This window comes from Kitasatospora sp. CM 4170, from assembly GCF_032110285.1.
Lineage (GTDB): Bacteria > Actinomycetota > Actinomycetes > Streptomycetales > Streptomycetaceae > Kitasatospora > Kitasatospora aburaviensis.
In genome coordinates this window covers 8,179,925-8,193,816 of the sequence record NZ_CP134877.1, presented here as the reverse complement: position 1 = coordinate 8,193,816, position 13,892 = coordinate 8,179,925, and the positions used below count along the sequence as shown (strand labels likewise).

Sequence of the window (13,892 nt, the reverse complement as noted above, 5' to 3'; positions counted from 1 at the left end):
CGTCAAGTCGTCGGTGACGGGAGGAGTGGAGATGGCCGAGGGGACGCGCCGTACCCCGCTGAGCAGGGAGCGCGTGCTGCGCGCCGCCGTGGCGCTCGCCGACGGCTCGGGCGCCGGCGGCGGAGCGGGCGGCAGCGGAGGTGCGGGCGGTGACGGTGCGGTCGGCGGAAGCGCCGGCGTCGAGGCGCTCAGCATGCGCAAACTCGCCCAGGAGCTGGGGGTGGTGCCGATGGCGCTCTACAAGCACGTCGCCAACAAGGAGGAGCTCCTGGCCGGCATGGTCGACGCCGTCGTCGGCGAGATCGACCCGCCGGCCCCGGGCGCAGATTGGAAGGACGTGGTCCGGCAGCGCGTGCTGTCCGCCCGCCGGGTGCTGCGCCACCACCCCTGGGCGCCGCGGGTGATCGAGTCGCTGCCGGCACCGACGCCCGCGATGCTCGACCACCTCGACTCGGTGATCGGTACGTTCCGATCCGGCGGCCTCTCCGCCGACCTGACGCACCATGCGATGCACGCCCTCGGCGGCCGCGTCCTGGGCTTCTCCCAGGAGTTGTTCGACGCCTCCCCGCCCGGCGGGACCCCTGCCGGGCAGACGGCACCGGAGGCGGCCGCGCAGGCCGCCGAACTCGCCGCCCGCTACCCGTACATCGCCGAGATCGCCGCCTCCGCCGTGCACACCGACGGCTCGGTGATCAGCGGCGGCTGCGACGACCAGTTCGAGTTCGAGTTCGCCCTCGACCTCCTCCTCGACGGCATCGACCGCCTCCACCGGCGGGGTTGGACGTCATCCGCCCACCGGGGCGGCCCGTCGGCGGCACCGGCCGGCGGCTAGGCCCGGCGGCTACGTCCGGCGGCTAGGTTCGACGGTCAGACGGGCTGCCAGAGCTCGATCCGGTTGCCCGCGGGGTCGGTGACCCAGCCGAACCGGCCGACGCCCTCCATGTCCTGCGTCTCCTCGGCGACGTCCGCCCCCTTGGCGCGCAACTGCGCGAGCATCGCCTCCAGGTCGCGGACCCGGAAGTTGAGCATGGTCTGCTGGGCGCGGGAGCCGAAGTAGTCGGTCCCGGATTCGAACGTCGCGAACACCGTCGGCCCGGCCTCCTGCCGCCACAGGCCGTACTCGTCGAAGTCCAGACCGAGGCAGTCGCGGTACCACGCGCCCAGGGCCTCCGGGTCGGCGGCCCGCAGGAAGTACCCACCGATTCCAAGCACACGTTCCATGCCGCCATCCTGCCAGGACGGGGGGAACGGGGCCCGGCACCACACCATCGCCCGCCCCTGCTCCCTCGCGGACCCACAGGGGCGGCGGCCGCTCGTCCGAGCACCCGCCGCCCCGTCAGGAGTCCGCCGCGCGCGCGGCGATCGGTGTCAGCAGCCCATCGGGACGGCCGCCACGGAGGCCTTCGGCGCGGCGCCCGCGGCCACGACGCCGCAACCGGCCCGCTGGTCGGCCGCGTAGTAGCGCAGCGCCGGCCAGGTGCTCGGGCCCACGAAGCCGTCCGGAGACAGCCCGTGCGCGGACTGGAACCCGGCGACCGCGGACTGGGTCTTCGGGCCGTAGTAGCCGTCGGCCGTGACGCCGTAGCCCAGGCTCCTGAGGGCGCACTGGGCCTCAAGGGCCGCGTAGCTGAAGGCGCCGCCGACCGGGACGGTGGTGTTGCCGTCGTAGTGGCCGTACGAGGCGAAGTAGCCGGAGTAGCCGCCGGCCGACTGGTAGCTCTGGTACCGCTGGCAGCCGTACACCGTGGCGGCCGACGCGTTCGTCGCGGCCAGCACGCCCGCACCCGCGAGCAGTGCGGCCGACAGGGCCACGGCGGCCGTCCTCTTCATGACGCGCATGTCCATCTCCCCACTCATTCAACTGTCGACAAGGCTCCGTCTGCGAAGCCGCCGTCCACTGTGGGACACCCGCATGCCCGGCTGCACGCCCGAGCGCCCCCTGAGACGTCTCCACTTGCCGCCGTCGCGCCGACCAGGGCTTTGGGAGCCGTCCCAGAAGAATCGGAGACGCACCATCAGCCGATGGGACGTCATGCCGGGTACGCACGGCAGTACTTCCGCACCACCTGGGTGACCCGGGCGGGCACCGCGCGCCCTGCCGGCCCGAGCGGCGGGCGGGCGAGGCGGCGTCGGCACACTCCCGATCGGCATGCCTGCGCACGCCGGTCGCCGGACGACCCGGCGCGAGGCGCGGCGCCCGGCAACCGGCAACCCGGTGTGACCACTCGGACGCCCACCGGGGGCGCCGCGCCGCCGACAGCGCGGCACCCCCGGTGGGCGATCTACCATGAAGGGACGTCCTGCCCGGTTGTCCCTCGCTGCTGCTGTGTGAGGAGGCCGTCATGGCACCCGACGAGGCCGCCCGCGGGAGGCTGCACAGCCCCCGCTACACCCCGATCTCCGAGCACGGGCTGATCGGCGACCTCCGGACCGCCGCGCTCGTCTCCACCGACGGGACCATCGACTGGTACTGCTGCCCGCGGTTCGACGCACCCAGCGTGTTCGCGTCCATCCTGGACGCCGACAAGGGCGGGTCCTTCGCACTGGCCGCCGACGTGCCGGCCCGTACCCGGCAGTTCTACTTCCCCGACACGAACGTCCTCATCACCCGGTTCTTCGCCGCGGACGGCGTGGCCGAGATCCAGGACTTCATGCCGGTGGCCGAGGAATCGCGCGAGGAGGACCGGCACCGGATGATCCGGCGGGTGATCTGCGTCCGGGGAACCCTCCCGTTCCGGGCCGCCGTCGCGCCCCGCTTCGGCTACGGCGCCGAGCGCCACACCGTGCGGCAGGAGGGCGGCCAGGCGGTGTTCCACACGCCGGCGCTGACGCTGGCGCTGACCTCGACCGTGCCGATCGAGTGCGACGGCACGGACGTGCAGGCGCACTTCAAGCTTCTCGAAGGCGAGTCCGCCGTCTTCGCCCTCGACGTGGTGGACGGCGACGTCCGCCCGCGCGCGTGCCCCGACGCGGAGGCGCAGGCGCAGTTCGAGGCGACGGTCCGGTTCTGGCGCCACTGGCTGGCCCAGTCGCGCTACCGCGGACGCTGGCGGGAGATGGTGCACCGGTCCGCGCTGGTGCTGAAACTGCTCACCTACGCGCCCACCGGCGGCATCGTCGCCGCACCCACGACCAGCCTGCCCGAGCGGATCGGCGGCGAGCGCAACTGGGACTACCGCTACGTGTGGGTCCGCGACGCCGCCTTCTGCCTCTACGCCATGCTGCGGCTCGGGTTCACCTCGGAGGCCGAGGCGTTCATCCGCTTCCTCTTCGAACGCGCGGAAGTCCTGCACTGCTCCGGCCCGGTCGACCCGTCCGGCCCGTCCGGCTCGATCGGGCCGGACGGCCCGCTGCAGATCATGTACGGCATCGACGGGCGCACCGAGCTGCCCGAGTACGATCTTCCGCACTTCGAGGGGTACCTCGGATCAGCTCCCGTCCGGGTGGGGAACGCCGCCACGGGACAGCTCCAGCTGGACATCTACGGCGCGCTGATCGACTCCGTCTACCTGTACGACAAGTGGGGGCGGCCGATCAGCAGCGGCGACTGGGACGAGCTGGGCGCGGTCGTGGACTGGCTCTGCGACCACTGGGACCAGCCCGACGAGGGCGTCTGGGAGACCAGGGCGGGCCGGCGGAACTTCGTCTACTCCCGGCTGATGTGCTGGGTGGCCGTGGAGCGGGCGATCCGGATGGCGAACCGGCGGGGCCTGCCCGCCGACCTGCCCCGCTGGCGGCAGGCCCGCGACGCGATCTACCGGCAGATCATGACCCGCGGCTGGTCCGCCGATCGCGGGGCGTTCGTCCAGGGGCTGGACGACGACGTGCTCGACGCCTCCCTGCTGATGATGCCGATGGCCAAGTTCATCGCTCCGACCGACCCCAAGTGGCTCTCCACCCTGGACGCGCTCGGCACGGAGCTGGTCACCGACTCGCTGGTCCACCGCTACGACCCGGCGGCCAGTCCGGACGGACTGCGGGGCGACGAGGGCACCTTCTCGATCTGCTCCTTCTGGTACGTCGAGGCGCTGGCCCGCGCGGGCCGTCTGGAGGAGGCCCGGCTCGCCTTCGAGAAGATGCTGACCTACGCCAACCACCTCGGCCTGTTCGCCGAGGAGATCGGCCTCACCGGCGAGCAACTCGGCAACTTCCCGCAGGCCTTCACCCACCTCTCGCTGATCAGCGCGGCATTCAACCTCGACCGCGCACTCGGCTGACCCGCTGCCGGGCCGGCGCCGGAACGGCGGGCGCCCCCGCCGCTGCACGGCGCAGCGACGGGGGCACACCGGGGCGGCGGCCCGAGGCGGACCGATCACCGCATCACCGGGACGTCACCGCATCATGTAGACGCTGTCCATGAACTCGATGATCTGCTGGTCCGTCAGGCGCTGGCCGTTGCGGTGGCCCATGGCGAGGTCGGCCTCGCTGATCATGCCGACCAGCCGGTCGCCGTCGATCACCGGGATGCGGCGGATCTGGTGCTGTTCCATCTTCTTGAGCACCGTGTCCATGCTGTCCTCGGCGCGGACGCAGTGGAGGTGGCCGGCCATGTCCATCGCCATCATGTCGGCCGGGTTCTTGCCCTCGGCGATACATCGGACGACGATGTCGCGGTCGGTGATGATGCCCTTCAGCTTCTGGTCGTCGCCGCAGATCGGGAGCGCGCCGACGTTCATGTCGCGCATCATCATGGCGGCTTCGGCGAGAGTCTGGTCGGCGCGGATGCACTGGGCACCGGTGTGCATGATGTCTCGGGCAGTGGTCACTGGGACTCCTTGTCAGGTCTGCCCCCGAGTACCGGGTCGTTCCGGTGCGATCACCATAAGCAACAGTTCCGGCTCCCGCGAGCCGCGGACCCGGGGCTCCGAGGGGAGGCGGGCAGGCCGTGAACGGAGGCGCGCGGGCCGCCGGTCGCGCCGGTGGCGGCGCCGCCACCCGTGCCCGCGGCGCGGCGGCGGCCGATACTGGGGGCGTGACGCGGAACCTCGCCGATGCCGTCGATGCCGTCGACGAGGCCGTGCGGGCGCGGCCCGCCGCGGCCCTGCGCCCCTACGTGGCCTGGTACTCGGGCTACCGCCAGCGCGGGATCGAGCCCGCCGTCCACCGCGGGCTGCCGTCGCCGTACCTGACCTTCATCCTCACCCTGGACGAACCGCTCACCGTCGCCGAGCACCCGGATCCGGCCCAGCCGGGCGACAGCTACGCCACCCTGCTCGGCGGGCTGCACACCCGGCCCGCACTGATCACCCACGACGGCCGGCAGTCGGGTGTCCAGATCGCGGTGCATCCGCTGGCCGCCCGGGCGCTGTTCGGCCTGCCGGCCGGCGAACTGGCCGGCCTGGACGTTCCCGCCGAGGCGGTGCTCGGGGCGGAGGGTCGGCGCTGGCAGGAGCGGCTCCTGGACGCCGCGGACTGGCCGGCGCGCTTCGCCGCGCTGGACGGTGCCCTCCTGCGGGCGGCGCGCCCGTCGGGGCAGGTGCCGGCGGAGGTGCTCCGGGCGTGGCAGGCACTGCGGCGCAGCAACGGGGCGCTGCCGGTGGCGGCGCTGGCGCGGGAGACCGGCTGGAGCAGTCGGCACCTGCAGGACCGGTTCCGGCGCGAGACGGGGCTGACTCCGAAGGCCGCCGCCCGGGTGATCCGGTTCGACCGCGCCCGGCATCTGCTCGGCGCTCCCGGACCGGTACCCCGCTTGGCGGAGCTGGCCGTCCGCTGCGGCTACTTCGACCAGGCGCACCTGGCCCGCGAGTTCCGCGCCCTGGCCGGGTGCGCGCCGAGTGCCTGGCTGGCGGCGGAGGGGGCGGACGCCGCGAAGTTCCGAAACGTCCAAGGCGGGGCGGGCGGGCCGGCGCCAGAGTGGGAGCCGTGACAGCCGCTCGGCCGCACCGGCCGGGCAGACCGGAACAGCCCCGGGCCCGCGCCCCACTCAGAAGGAGTTCGCCATGGACGCCACCGTTCCCGCTTCGGACACCAGGACTCCCCCGCCCCAGGTCTGGCCCAGCCTGCGTGCCCGTGACGCCCGCGCCCTGATCCGCTTCCTGGCCGACGCCTTCGGCTTCCAGGAGGTGGTCGCCTACGGCGAGGGCGAGTTCGTCGCGCACGCCGAGCTCGCCTGGCCGGAGGGCGGCGGCGTGATGCTCGGCTCCGACCGGCCCGACCCCGAGGGCGGCGACAGCTGGCCGGGCCGGCCGGGAGGCTTCACGGCGTACGTGGTCACCGCCGACCCGGACGCGGTACACGCACGCGCGGTGGCCGCCGGGGCCCGGATCACCACGGCGCTGCACAAGACCGACTACGGTTCGCGGGACTTCGCGGCCGCCGATCCCGAGGGCAACCGCTGGTACTTCGGCACCTACCCGGGCTCGCCGCGCCCCGCGGCCGGCTGAGGCCGTGATGTCCCGGCAGACCCGGGCCGGCGCTGCGGCGCCGGGCGATGCGCCGCCGGCCGATGCGCGGCCGGTCGGTGAGCGGCCGGGGCCCGGTCGTCCTTCCGGGCGGCAACCGTCCCGCGGGGGCAGAGCGGTCCGCGCGGGCCGGGCGGCCGGGAGCGACCCGGTGGAGCGGCTGCGGGCGATCTGCCTGGCGCTGCCGGCGGTGGAGGAACGGGAGAGCCACGGGGAGCCGACCTGGTTCGGCGGCGCGGGCCGGCGGGCACGGGTGTTCACCATGCTCGCCGACCACCACCACGACGACCGGCTCGCCTTCTGGTGCCCCGCACCGGCCGGGGCCCAGGAGGCACTGGTCGCGGAGGACCCGAGCCGCTTCTTCCGTCCCCCGTACGTCGGCCACCGCGGCTGGGTCGGCGTCCGTCTGGACGTGGAGCCGGTCGACTGGGCCCGGGTCGAGGACCTGGTCGCCGACGCCCACGCCCTGGTGACCGGCTGACGCCGGGAGCACGCCCCACCGGAACGCTCCCGGCGACGCCCCCGCCCGCGCGGCCGGTCCGGACGGCCCGGGCACTGCTCGCGCCGCAGCCGGTGCACGGGCAGACTGGCTGCGCGGGCCCGACGAGCTCAGGTGAGCTCGGGTGAGCTCAGGTGCGTTCAGGCGCGCTGGGGCGGCCGGGCTCGCGACCGGGCCGGCGACGACCGGCCACGGACGGCCGGAGTCGGCCACCCGCAGGCCGGCACCCGTGGGCCCGCGCAGCCCGGCCCCGCACCTCGGAGGCGCCCATGCCGCAGATGGTGGTGGACGGGCGCACCCTCGCGCTCTCGCACCTCGACAAGGTGTACTACCCGCGCACCGGCACGCCCAAGGGCGAGGTGCTCCGGTACTACGCGGCCGTGCACACCGCGCTGCTGCCGCACCTGCACGACCGTCCGGTCTCCTTCCTGCGCTGTCCGGACGGGGTGGAGGGTGAGGTGTTCATCGCCAAGAACCCGCCCGCCGGAACGCCGCGCTGGGTGCGGACGGTGGAGGTGCCGAGCAGCAGCGGGGATCTCCGGCAGGTGGTGCTGGACGACGGCGCGGCGCTGCTCTGGGCGGCCAACCTGGGGTGCCTGGAGCTGCACGTGCCGCAGTGGCACGCGGCCGCCCCCGGCCTGGCGGACCGGCTGGTACTGGACCTCGACCCGGGCGAGGGCGCCTCGGTGCTGACCTGCCGGACGGTGGCCGGCCTGCTGCGCGAGCGGCTGACGGCGGACGGGCTCGACTGCTGGGTGAAGACCTCCGGTTCCAAGGGGCTGCACCTGCTGGTTCCGGTCGAGCCGACGCCGAGCAGTCGGGTCTCCGCGTACGCCAAGGCGCTGGCGGCCTCGCTGGAGGCGGCACACCCGGACCTGGTGGTGCACACCATGGCGAAGGCCCGCCGCGCCGGCCGGGTGTTCGTGGACTGGTCGCAGAACTCGGCCAAGAAGACCACCGCCGCGCCGTACACCCTCCGGGCCCGGCCCCGGCCGACCGTGTCGACCCCGGTGTCGTGGGCGGAGCTGGAGCAGGCTCGGACGGAGGAGGACCTGGTGTTCACCCTGGCCGAGGTGCCGGGCCGGGTGGCCGAGTTGGGCGATCTGCTCGCCCCGCTGCTCGACCCGGACCGCGCCCGCCCGCTCCCCGGCCCCGCCAAGCCGGGCCGGGCCCACGAGCAGGCGCCCTCCCCCGAACCCGCCGTCGCTGCTGCTGCTGTCTCTGCCGCCGCCACTGCTGCTCCCGCCGCCGCACCGCCGACCGAAGCGGGCTCCGCACCCGCCCCCGCCCGACAGCCGCCCCCGCGCACCCGCACGCCGCTGGTGCTGGATCCGCCCGTCGAGGTGATGCGCCCGGCCGCCGTCACGGCGGTGCCGCCGACGGACGGGCTCGACGGGTCCGGTGTGCTGTACGAGCTGAAGCTGGACGGCTTCCGCTGCGTGGCCTTCGCCCGCGGCGAGCGGCCGCCGTACCTGCAGTCGCGGTCCGGCCGGGACCTCGCCGCCGAGTTCCCGCCGATCGCGGCCGCCGTCGCGCGGCTGCCCGCCGGGTTGGTGCTGGACGCGGAACTGGTCGCCTGGCGCGAGGGGCGGTTCGCCTTCGAGGAGCTGCTTCGCACCCGGCAGGCCCGCGCCGCCGAGTCCACGGCGCTCGGTCTGATCGCCTTCGACGTGCTGGCGCTGCCCGGCCGGGACGTCCGCAGGCTGCCGCTCGCCGACCGGAGGCGGCTGCTGCTGGCGGCGCTCGCCGACGTACCGCCGCCGATCCAGCCGGTGATGGCCACCACCGACCGGGTCGAGGCGCTGACCTGGATGGAGCAGCTGGCCGACACCGGCGTCGAGGGCCTGGTCTGCAAGGCGGCCGGCTCCACCTACCGCCCGCGCGGCGCCGGACGGGTCTGGGTGAAGTACCGCCGCAGCGACACCCTCGACGCGACCGTCCGCGCCGTGGTGGGCTCTGCCGCCCGGCCGGAGGCGCTGGTGCTGGAGCTGGACGACGGGCGGGTCCTGCTCTCCTCGCCGCGGCTGACGCCCGTGCAGGCCGGGCGGGTCGCCGAGGCGGTGCACGGCCGGCTCGGCAGGACGGTCCGCGACCCCGAGCACGGCAGCGTCCGCCCGCTCACCGCGCCGTTGCGGGCGGAGGTCACCGTCACCGGGCGGCCGCCGACGGCGACCTTCGTGCGGTTGCGCGGGGACTGACGCGGCAGGAGCGGCGCACGCCGACTCCCTTTCAAGGACAGGGCATTCAGCACCCGCAGGACGCCCGCACCCGGCTCCTCACGCCGCCCGCCCGGCCCCCTTGCCCGGCGCGTGGCGCGAGGGGTCGGGCGCGTGCGCGGTGGGCCACGGCGGCGTCACGCCGGAGGCGCGGGCGTGGGTGAACTCGGTGACGAAGGTGTCCACGAAGGCGGGGAGGTCGGCGGGCTTGCGGCTGGAGACCAGGACTCCCGGGCCGTCCCGGCACACGTGCACCTCCTCGTCCACCCACCGGGCACCGGCGTTGACCAGGTCGGTGCGGATGCTCGGCCAGGAGGTGAGGGTGCGGCCGCGCACCACGTCCGCCTCGACGAGCGTCCAGGCGCCGTGGCAGATCACCGCGACCGGTCGGCCCGCCTCGCAGAGGGCGCGGACGAAGCCGACGGCCCCGCCATCCATCCGCAGGTGGTCCGGGTTGGCGACGCCGCCCGGCAGGACCAGGGCGTCGTAGTGGGCCGGGTCCGCGTCGCCGACGACGTCGTCCACCGGAAAGGTGTCGGCCCGTTCCAGGTGCTTGAACGCCTGGACGAGCCCGGCCCGCGTCGAGACCAGCCGAGGCGTGCCGCCGGCCTCCGCCACCGCCTGCCACGGGGTGGTCAGCTCGACCTGTTCGGCGCCCTTCGGTGCCACCAGGAAGGCGACGGACCGGCCGATCAGCGTGAGCAGCGGCGCCATCGCGCGCTCACCTCGCGTAGTGGTCGGCCAGGACGGAGCGGCCGTGCTCGGTGAGTTCGACGGCGGCCGGCGGCGGGGCGGAGCGGACGCGGGCCCGCGGGCAGTCCAGGTGGACCACCAGCTCCAGGTGGTCGATCCGTGCCACCAGGCCCACCGGGACGAGCAGCCGGGTGCCCCGCACCCACGGACCGGCGTCGACCACCAGGTGGTCACCGGCGTCCTGTTCGACCCGGCCCAGCGGGCCGTCGGTCGCCTCCACCTCGTAGCCGACCAGGTTCAGGTCGGCGGCGTGGTGGGAGCCCGGTCGGTACTCCCACAGTTCGGTGGTCATGGCACTCACGCCTCCGGCCGGTCCCAGGGCCTGCGCTCCGGCGGGTCCTGGCGGTCACGGCCGTCGCCGCGGTCGCTGCGGTCACGCCGGTCGAGGCGTGTCCACCAGCCCCCGCCCGTACGGCCGGTGCCGTCCGTGCGACCGCCCTCGCCGGGAGCGCCCCCGGCGGAGCCGCCCTCGGCCTCCGGACGACGACGGCGCAGCAGCACCGCGACGCCGAACGCGATGCCCACGCTGGCCGCCCAGACGATCGCGACGGTGGCCACCGCCGCCGTGGTCGGAGCGCGCACGCCGATGCTGAGGCAGATCGCCGACATCACCAGCGCGGTCATCAGCACCCCGGGCGGGACCTTGCGCGCCGCACCCTGCAGCGCGGTCCGGACCCGACTCGGCCGTTTGGCCCCCATGGTGCTCAACCGCCGGTCCAGCTTGGTGTCCTGGCGCAGATCGCACTCGATCTCCTCCAGGAGCCGTCGCTCCCGACCGCTCAATGCGGGTCCGTCCATCTCGGTCACCTCCGACACGTCCGGTGACGTCGTTCTCGCATCCGGGCGAATGCCCGGTTCAGGGGTGCGTCAACCGCCTCGGCCGGCCGGTGCGGCAGCGGCGGTCGGACGACAGGCCCCGAAGGCCCGCGGGCGGGCCAACAGGCTGTCGTCCAGCACGTGCAGCAGGGCGGCGGCGTCGTGGTGCACCTCCGCCGCGCCTGCCGCCAGCAACTCGGGCCCACGCGCGACGGCGGTCTCCAGCGCGACGCAGGGGACGGCCGCACGACGCGCGGCCAGGACCTCGGGAACGCTGCCGGCGACGAACACGGCGTGCGACGGCTCGCCGTCGACCAGGTCGAGTGCGGCCCCGACCGGGTCGGCGCCGGGCGCGGCCACGGTCAGTGCCGGGGCCCCGACCGGACCTGGTCCGGTCAGCACCACCGTCCAGCCCCGGGCGTCGCACTCGCGCAGCAGCTCGGCCTCACCGGCCACCGGCGAGCGCACCGCGACCGGCAAGCGCACCGCGGCCGGGGCGCCGACGGGCAGCGCACCGCGCCAATCGGTACCGAAGAGTGCCGCCGAGATGACCGTCATGGCCCACCGCTCCCATTCCGTGCCACGCACGGGCGCGCACTTCCAGACTAGGCCCCCGCCCCACCGCGCGCCCGGCCACGGAGCGCCACCACCGACTGTCGGCCCCCGGTAGCAGGTTGGACGGGCCCCGGTCGGTCAGGCGGGTGGATGGGAGCCGGGGGTGTGGCCGAAGGTGCGGCGGAAGACGTCGATGAAGGCGCTGGTCGACGACCAGCCGCACCGGTGGGCCACGGCGGTCACCGGCTGCTTCTCGGCAAGCAGGACCAGCGCGTGCTGGAGCCGGAGTTGGGTGCGCCACTGGGGGAAGGTCATGCCGAGGTCGCTGCGGAAGAGCCGGGAGAGGGTGCGGTCGCTCGCACCGACGTGGCGGCCCAGCTCGGCGAGGGTGCGGCTGTCGGCCGGATCGGCCTGCAGGAGCTCGCAGAGCGCGCGCAGCAGGGGTGAGATCGGTGCGGGCAGGTGCAGCGGTTGCTGCGGGGAGGCCCGGAGCTGGTCGAGCAGCACCGCGCGCAGCCGGGCCCGTTCGGGGCTGTCGTGGTCGGGCGTGCGGGCGTCGCCGGGTAGACGGGTGCAGGCGGGCGTGCGGGCGTCGTCGGGACTGCGGGTGTAGGCGATGATCAGTTCGCGCAGCAGCGGCCCCACGGCGAGCACGGTGGGGACGTCCAGGCCGAGCGGGTTCTCGGTCGCGGGCAGCCCCACCAGGTGCAGGTCGAGGTCCCCGTGGGCCTGGTGGGCGTGGACGACGCCGGCCGGTACCCAGATGGCGCGGGTGGCCGGGGCGACCCAGGAGCCCTGGCCGGTCGTGACCACCAGCACTCCGCGACCGGCGTAGACGATCTGGTGGTCGTCGTGACGGTGGGCGTCGATCCCGCCGCCGGCGGCCAGTCGCTGGGTGCGCGTCGGGGCCACCGACTCGTGGCGGATTTTCGTCATCGCTCGTCAGATTATCGGAAGCGCGACACGGCAGCGGTCTCGGATCCTGACCAGGTGCGAAGGAATATGAAGATCACTCTGCTGTCCGTCGGACACGCCTGCGTCGACGTCTACCAGGGCGCGGTGGCGTCGCTGGTCCCGTTCTTCGTGGCCGAACGCGACTACAGCTACGCCGCGGTCTCCGGCATGGTGCTGGCCGCCTCCCTGCTGTCCTCGGTGGTGCAGCCGGTGTTCGGCGTCCTCACCGACCGTCGGGCGATGCCCTGGCTGCTGCCGGTCGGCACGCTGCTCGGGGGCGTGGGCATCGCCCTGAGCGGAGTGAGCGGCTCCTACGGGCCGACGCTGCTCTTCGTCGCGGTTTCCGGGATCGGTGTGGCCGCCTACCACCCGGAGTCCGCGCGGGTCGCCCGGATCGCCGGTCGGGGCAGCCACCGCGCCATGGGGTGGTTCTCGACGGGCGGCAACCTCGGCTTCGCGACGGCCCCGCTGCTGGTCGGCACGGTGATGGCGGCCGGCGGCCTGCGCCTGACGCCGCTGCTGGTGCTCCCGGCACTGGCGGGCACCGCGCTCTGCGTGCCCGTACTCCGCGCGCTGGGGCGGCGGCAGGCCGCCGGGACGGCTGCGACGGGGCCGGGTGGATCGGACGACCGGGCGTCGTTCGTGCGGCTGTCGCTGGCCGTGGTGTGCCGCTCCACGGTCTTCGTCGGCCTGAGCACCTTCCTCTCCCTGTACGCCCAGCAGCGCATGGGCGGCAGCAGCACGGCCGGCACCGCGGCGCTCTTCGTGCTCTACCTCGGCGGCGCGGTCGGCTCGGTGCTGGGCGGTTCGCTGGCGGAGCGCTGGGGCCGGGTCACGGTCTGCCGCTGGTCGTACCTGACGACGGTCGGAGCGGTCGCGGGCGTGGTCGCCGCGCCGGGCCCGGCGCTGTACCCGTTCGTGGCCCTGACCTCGATCGGCCTCTACGTCCCCTTCTCCCTGCAGGTCACGCTCGGCCAGGACTACCTGCCCTCGCAGGTCGGGACCGCCGGCGGGATCACCCTCGGCCTGAGCGTCGGCATCGGGGGCCTGGTCAGCCCCGTCATCGGCCGCCTCGCCGACGCGACGTCCCTGCGGACCGCACTGGCACCGCTCGTCCTGATGCCGGTGCTGAGCTGGCTCCTCTTCCGCACCCTGCCCGAACCCGCCGCACCGCAGCTCGGGGCCGTGCCGTCTCCGCACGCCGGCGACGAAGCACTCACGCCGGCCGTCAGGAGTGGTCGGACTCGTACACGTCCTCGCAGGCCCGGCGGTTCCTGATGCCGTCGAACTCGACGCAGAGCGCGCCGGAGTGCTCGAACCAGCCCCACTCCGCGCTGAGGGTGCTGCCGTGGCGGGTCGCCTTCTGCGGGTAGTGCACCTCGTGGCCGCTGAGGAAGAGGTGGGCCGTGCGCTCGTTCACGCCGGCGGGCGGGTTGGTCCAGATCGCCACCGCCTTGTCGACGTGGGTACCGACGCCCTCCACCCGGATGCACACCTGCGGGCCGCCCTCGATCGGGTGGTGCGTGCAGGCGCTGGAGGACCGGGTGGCGGCCCCGGCCTGGGACCCCGCGAGGATCGAGATCGAAGCGGTGGCGGCGGCGATCGCCGCCGCGACAGAACGGCGCACCAGGGGACTCCTCGGCCGGCGGACACGACTGCCCCGGCCAACGCCCTTCCACCCATCGGCGTCGCGGCCCG

General features: G+C 74.6%; 16 protein-coding genes and 1 pseudogene. 8 read left to right on the top strand and 9 right to left on the bottom strand.

Translation table 11 applies throughout. From position 1 onward, the window contains the following. Window positions 1–31: 31 nt before the first annotated feature. Window positions 32–832 carry a TetR/AcrR family transcriptional regulator C-terminal domain-containing protein gene (locus RMN57_RS34130; protein ID WP_313767159.1) on the top strand — a complete coding sequence of 267 codons (801 nt, stop codon included), beginning with the start codon at window positions 32–34 and terminating at the stop codon, window positions 830–832. Window positions 833–867: 35 nt separating this feature from the next. Here RMN57_RS34130 and RMN57_RS34125 read toward each other — a convergent pair whose 3' ends face one another. Both RMN57_RS34125 and RMN57_RS34120 read right to left on the bottom strand, forming a co-directional pair. Beyond that, entirely contained in the window at window positions 868–1,221 is a 354-nt protein-coding gene (locus RMN57_RS34125) for a VOC family protein (RefSeq protein WP_313767158.1), read from the bottom strand. Window positions 1,222–1,368: 147 nt separating this feature from the next. Beyond that, the gene (locus RMN57_RS34120) at window positions 1,369–1,839 is read right to left on the bottom strand and encodes a peptidoglycan-binding domain-containing protein (protein WP_313767157.1); all 471 of its coding nucleotides are present in this window, start codon (window positions 1,837–1,839) and stop codon (window positions 1,369–1,371) included. A gap of 503 nt (window positions 1,840–2,342) precedes the next feature. Between RMN57_RS34120 and RMN57_RS34115 the strand changes: the two genes are divergently transcribed. Further along, window positions 2,343–4,217 carry a glycoside hydrolase family 15 protein gene (locus RMN57_RS34115; protein WP_313767156.1) on the top strand — a complete coding sequence of 625 codons (1,875 nt, stop codon included), beginning with the start codon at window positions 2,343–2,345 and terminating at the stop codon, window positions 4,215–4,217. Window positions 4,218–4,331: 114 nt separating this feature from the next. Here the strand turns inward: RMN57_RS34115 and RMN57_RS34110 are convergent, their stop codons facing one another. After that, entirely contained in the window at window positions 4,332–4,766 is a 435-nt protein-coding gene (locus RMN57_RS34110; RefSeq protein WP_313767155.1) for a CBS domain-containing protein, read from the bottom strand. Between the two features lie 206 nt (window positions 4,767–4,972). Here RMN57_RS34110 and RMN57_RS34105 point away from each other — a divergent pair, with 206 nt between their 5' ends. The 5 genes and pseudogenes from RMN57_RS34105 (at window position 4,973) to RMN57_RS34085 (ending at window position 9,098) form a co-directional block, all read left to right on the top strand. Next, window positions 4,973–5,866, top strand: coding sequence for a helix-turn-helix domain-containing protein (locus RMN57_RS34105; RefSeq protein ID WP_313767154.1), 894 nt, complete (start codon window positions 4,973–4,975; stop codon window positions 5,864–5,866). A gap of 73 nt (window positions 5,867–5,939) precedes the next feature. After that, window positions 5,940–6,383 (top strand): VOC family protein, encoded by a 444-nt coding sequence (locus RMN57_RS34100; protein ID WP_313767153.1) that lies wholly within the window; start codon window positions 5,940–5,942, stop codon window positions 6,381–6,383. Window positions 6,384–6,552: 169 nt separating this feature from the next. Then, complete coding sequence (locus tag RMN57_RS34095) at window positions 6,553–6,882, top strand: MmcQ/YjbR family DNA-binding protein (RefSeq protein WP_313767152.1); 330 nt, start codon at window positions 6,553–6,555, stop codon at window positions 6,880–6,882. 287 nt (window positions 6,883–7,169) lie between these two features. After that, window positions 7,170–8,048 (top strand): annotated as a pseudogene (ligD, locus tag RMN57_RS34090) (non-homologous end-joining DNA ligase); the annotation flags it as partial. 198 nt (window positions 8,049–8,246) lie between these two features. Further along, window positions 8,247–9,098 (top strand): DNA ligase, encoded by an 852-nt coding sequence (locus tag RMN57_RS34085; RefSeq protein ID WP_313768056.1) that lies wholly within the window; start codon window positions 8,247–8,249, stop codon window positions 9,096–9,098. 78 nt (window positions 9,099–9,176) lie between these two features. Here the strand turns inward: RMN57_RS34085 and RMN57_RS34080 are convergent, their stop codons facing one another. The 5 genes from RMN57_RS34080 to RMN57_RS34060 form a co-directional block, all read right to left on the bottom strand. Then, window positions 9,177–9,830, bottom strand: coding sequence for a type 1 glutamine amidotransferase domain-containing protein (locus RMN57_RS34080; protein WP_313767151.1), 654 nt, complete (start codon window positions 9,828–9,830; stop codon window positions 9,177–9,179). Between the two features lie 7 nt (window positions 9,831–9,837). After that, window positions 9,838–10,161, bottom strand: coding sequence for a PRC-barrel domain containing protein (locus RMN57_RS34075; protein WP_313767150.1), 324 nt, complete (start codon window positions 10,159–10,161; stop codon window positions 9,838–9,840). A 5-nt stretch (window positions 10,162–10,166) separates the two neighbouring features. Further along, window positions 10,167–10,667: a hypothetical protein gene (locus RMN57_RS34070; protein WP_313767149.1), complete on the bottom strand. Its 501-nt coding sequence runs from the start codon at window positions 10,665–10,667 to the stop codon at window positions 10,167–10,169. Between the two features lie 69 nt (window positions 10,668–10,736). Next, window positions 10,737–11,243, bottom strand: a complete 507-nt coding sequence (locus tag RMN57_RS34065) for a hypothetical protein (RefSeq protein ID WP_313767148.1) — start codon at window positions 11,241–11,243, stop codon at window positions 10,737–10,739. Between the two features lie 135 nt (window positions 11,244–11,378). Continuing rightward, window positions 11,379–12,176 carry a helix-turn-helix transcriptional regulator gene (locus tag RMN57_RS34060; protein ID WP_313767147.1) on the bottom strand — a complete coding sequence of 266 codons (798 nt, stop codon included), beginning with the start codon at window positions 12,174–12,176 and terminating at the stop codon, window positions 11,379–11,381. A 54-nt stretch (window positions 12,177–12,230) separates the two neighbouring features. Here RMN57_RS34060 and RMN57_RS34055 point away from each other — a divergent pair, with 54 nt between their 5' ends. Continuing rightward, window positions 12,231–13,472, top strand: coding sequence for an MFS transporter (locus RMN57_RS34055; RefSeq protein WP_313767146.1), 1,242 nt, complete (start codon window positions 12,231–12,233; stop codon window positions 13,470–13,472). Here the strand turns inward: RMN57_RS34055 and RMN57_RS34050 are convergent. Continuing rightward, window positions 13,423–13,821, bottom strand: a complete 399-nt coding sequence (locus RMN57_RS34050) for a hypothetical protein (RefSeq protein WP_313767145.1) — start codon at window positions 13,819–13,821, stop codon at window positions 13,423–13,425. The two genes, RMN57_RS34055 and RMN57_RS34050, sit on opposite strands and share 50 nt — an antisense overlap. Window positions 13,822–13,892 lie beyond the last annotated feature (71 nt).

Bases quoted from the DNA above. Each gene is read 5' to 3' on its own strand.
- RMN57_RS34130 (WP_313767159.1), top strand. From the start codon at position 32: ATGGCCGAGGGGACGCGCCGTACCCCGCTGAGCAGGGAGCGCGTGCTG.
- RMN57_RS34125 (WP_313767158.1), bottom strand. From the start codon at position 1,221: ATGGAACGTGTGCTTGGAATCGGTGGGTACTTCCTGCGGGCCGCCGAC.
- RMN57_RS34120 (WP_313767157.1), bottom strand. From the start codon at position 1,839: ATGCGCGTCATGAAGAGGACGGCCGCCGTGGCCCTGTCGGCCGCACTG.
- RMN57_RS34115 (WP_313767156.1), top strand. From the start codon at position 2,343: ATGGCACCCGACGAGGCCGCCCGCGGGAGGCTGCACAGCCCCCGCTAC.
- RMN57_RS34100 (WP_313767153.1), top strand. From the start codon at position 5,940: ATGGACGCCACCGTTCCCGCTTCGGACACCAGGACTCCCCCGCCCCAG.
- RMN57_RS34085 (WP_313768056.1), top strand. From the start codon at position 8,247: ATGCGCCCGGCCGCCGTCACGGCGGTGCCGCCGACGGACGGGCTCGAC.
- RMN57_RS34080 (WP_313767151.1), bottom strand. From the start codon at position 9,830: ATGGCGCCGCTGCTCACGCTGATCGGCCGGTCCGTCGCCTTCCTGGTG.
- RMN57_RS34075 (WP_313767150.1), bottom strand. From the start codon at position 10,161: ATGACCACCGAACTGTGGGAGTACCGACCGGGCTCCCACCACGCCGCC.
- RMN57_RS34070 (WP_313767149.1), bottom strand. From the start codon at position 10,667: ATGGACGGACCCGCATTGAGCGGTCGGGAGCGACGGCTCCTGGAGGAG.
- RMN57_RS34065 (WP_313767148.1), bottom strand. From the start codon at position 11,243: ATGACGGTCATCTCGGCGGCACTCTTCGGTACCGATTGGCGCGGTGCG.
- RMN57_RS34060 (WP_313767147.1), bottom strand. From the start codon at position 12,176: ATGACGAAAATCCGCCACGAGTCGGTGGCCCCGACGCGCACCCAGCGA.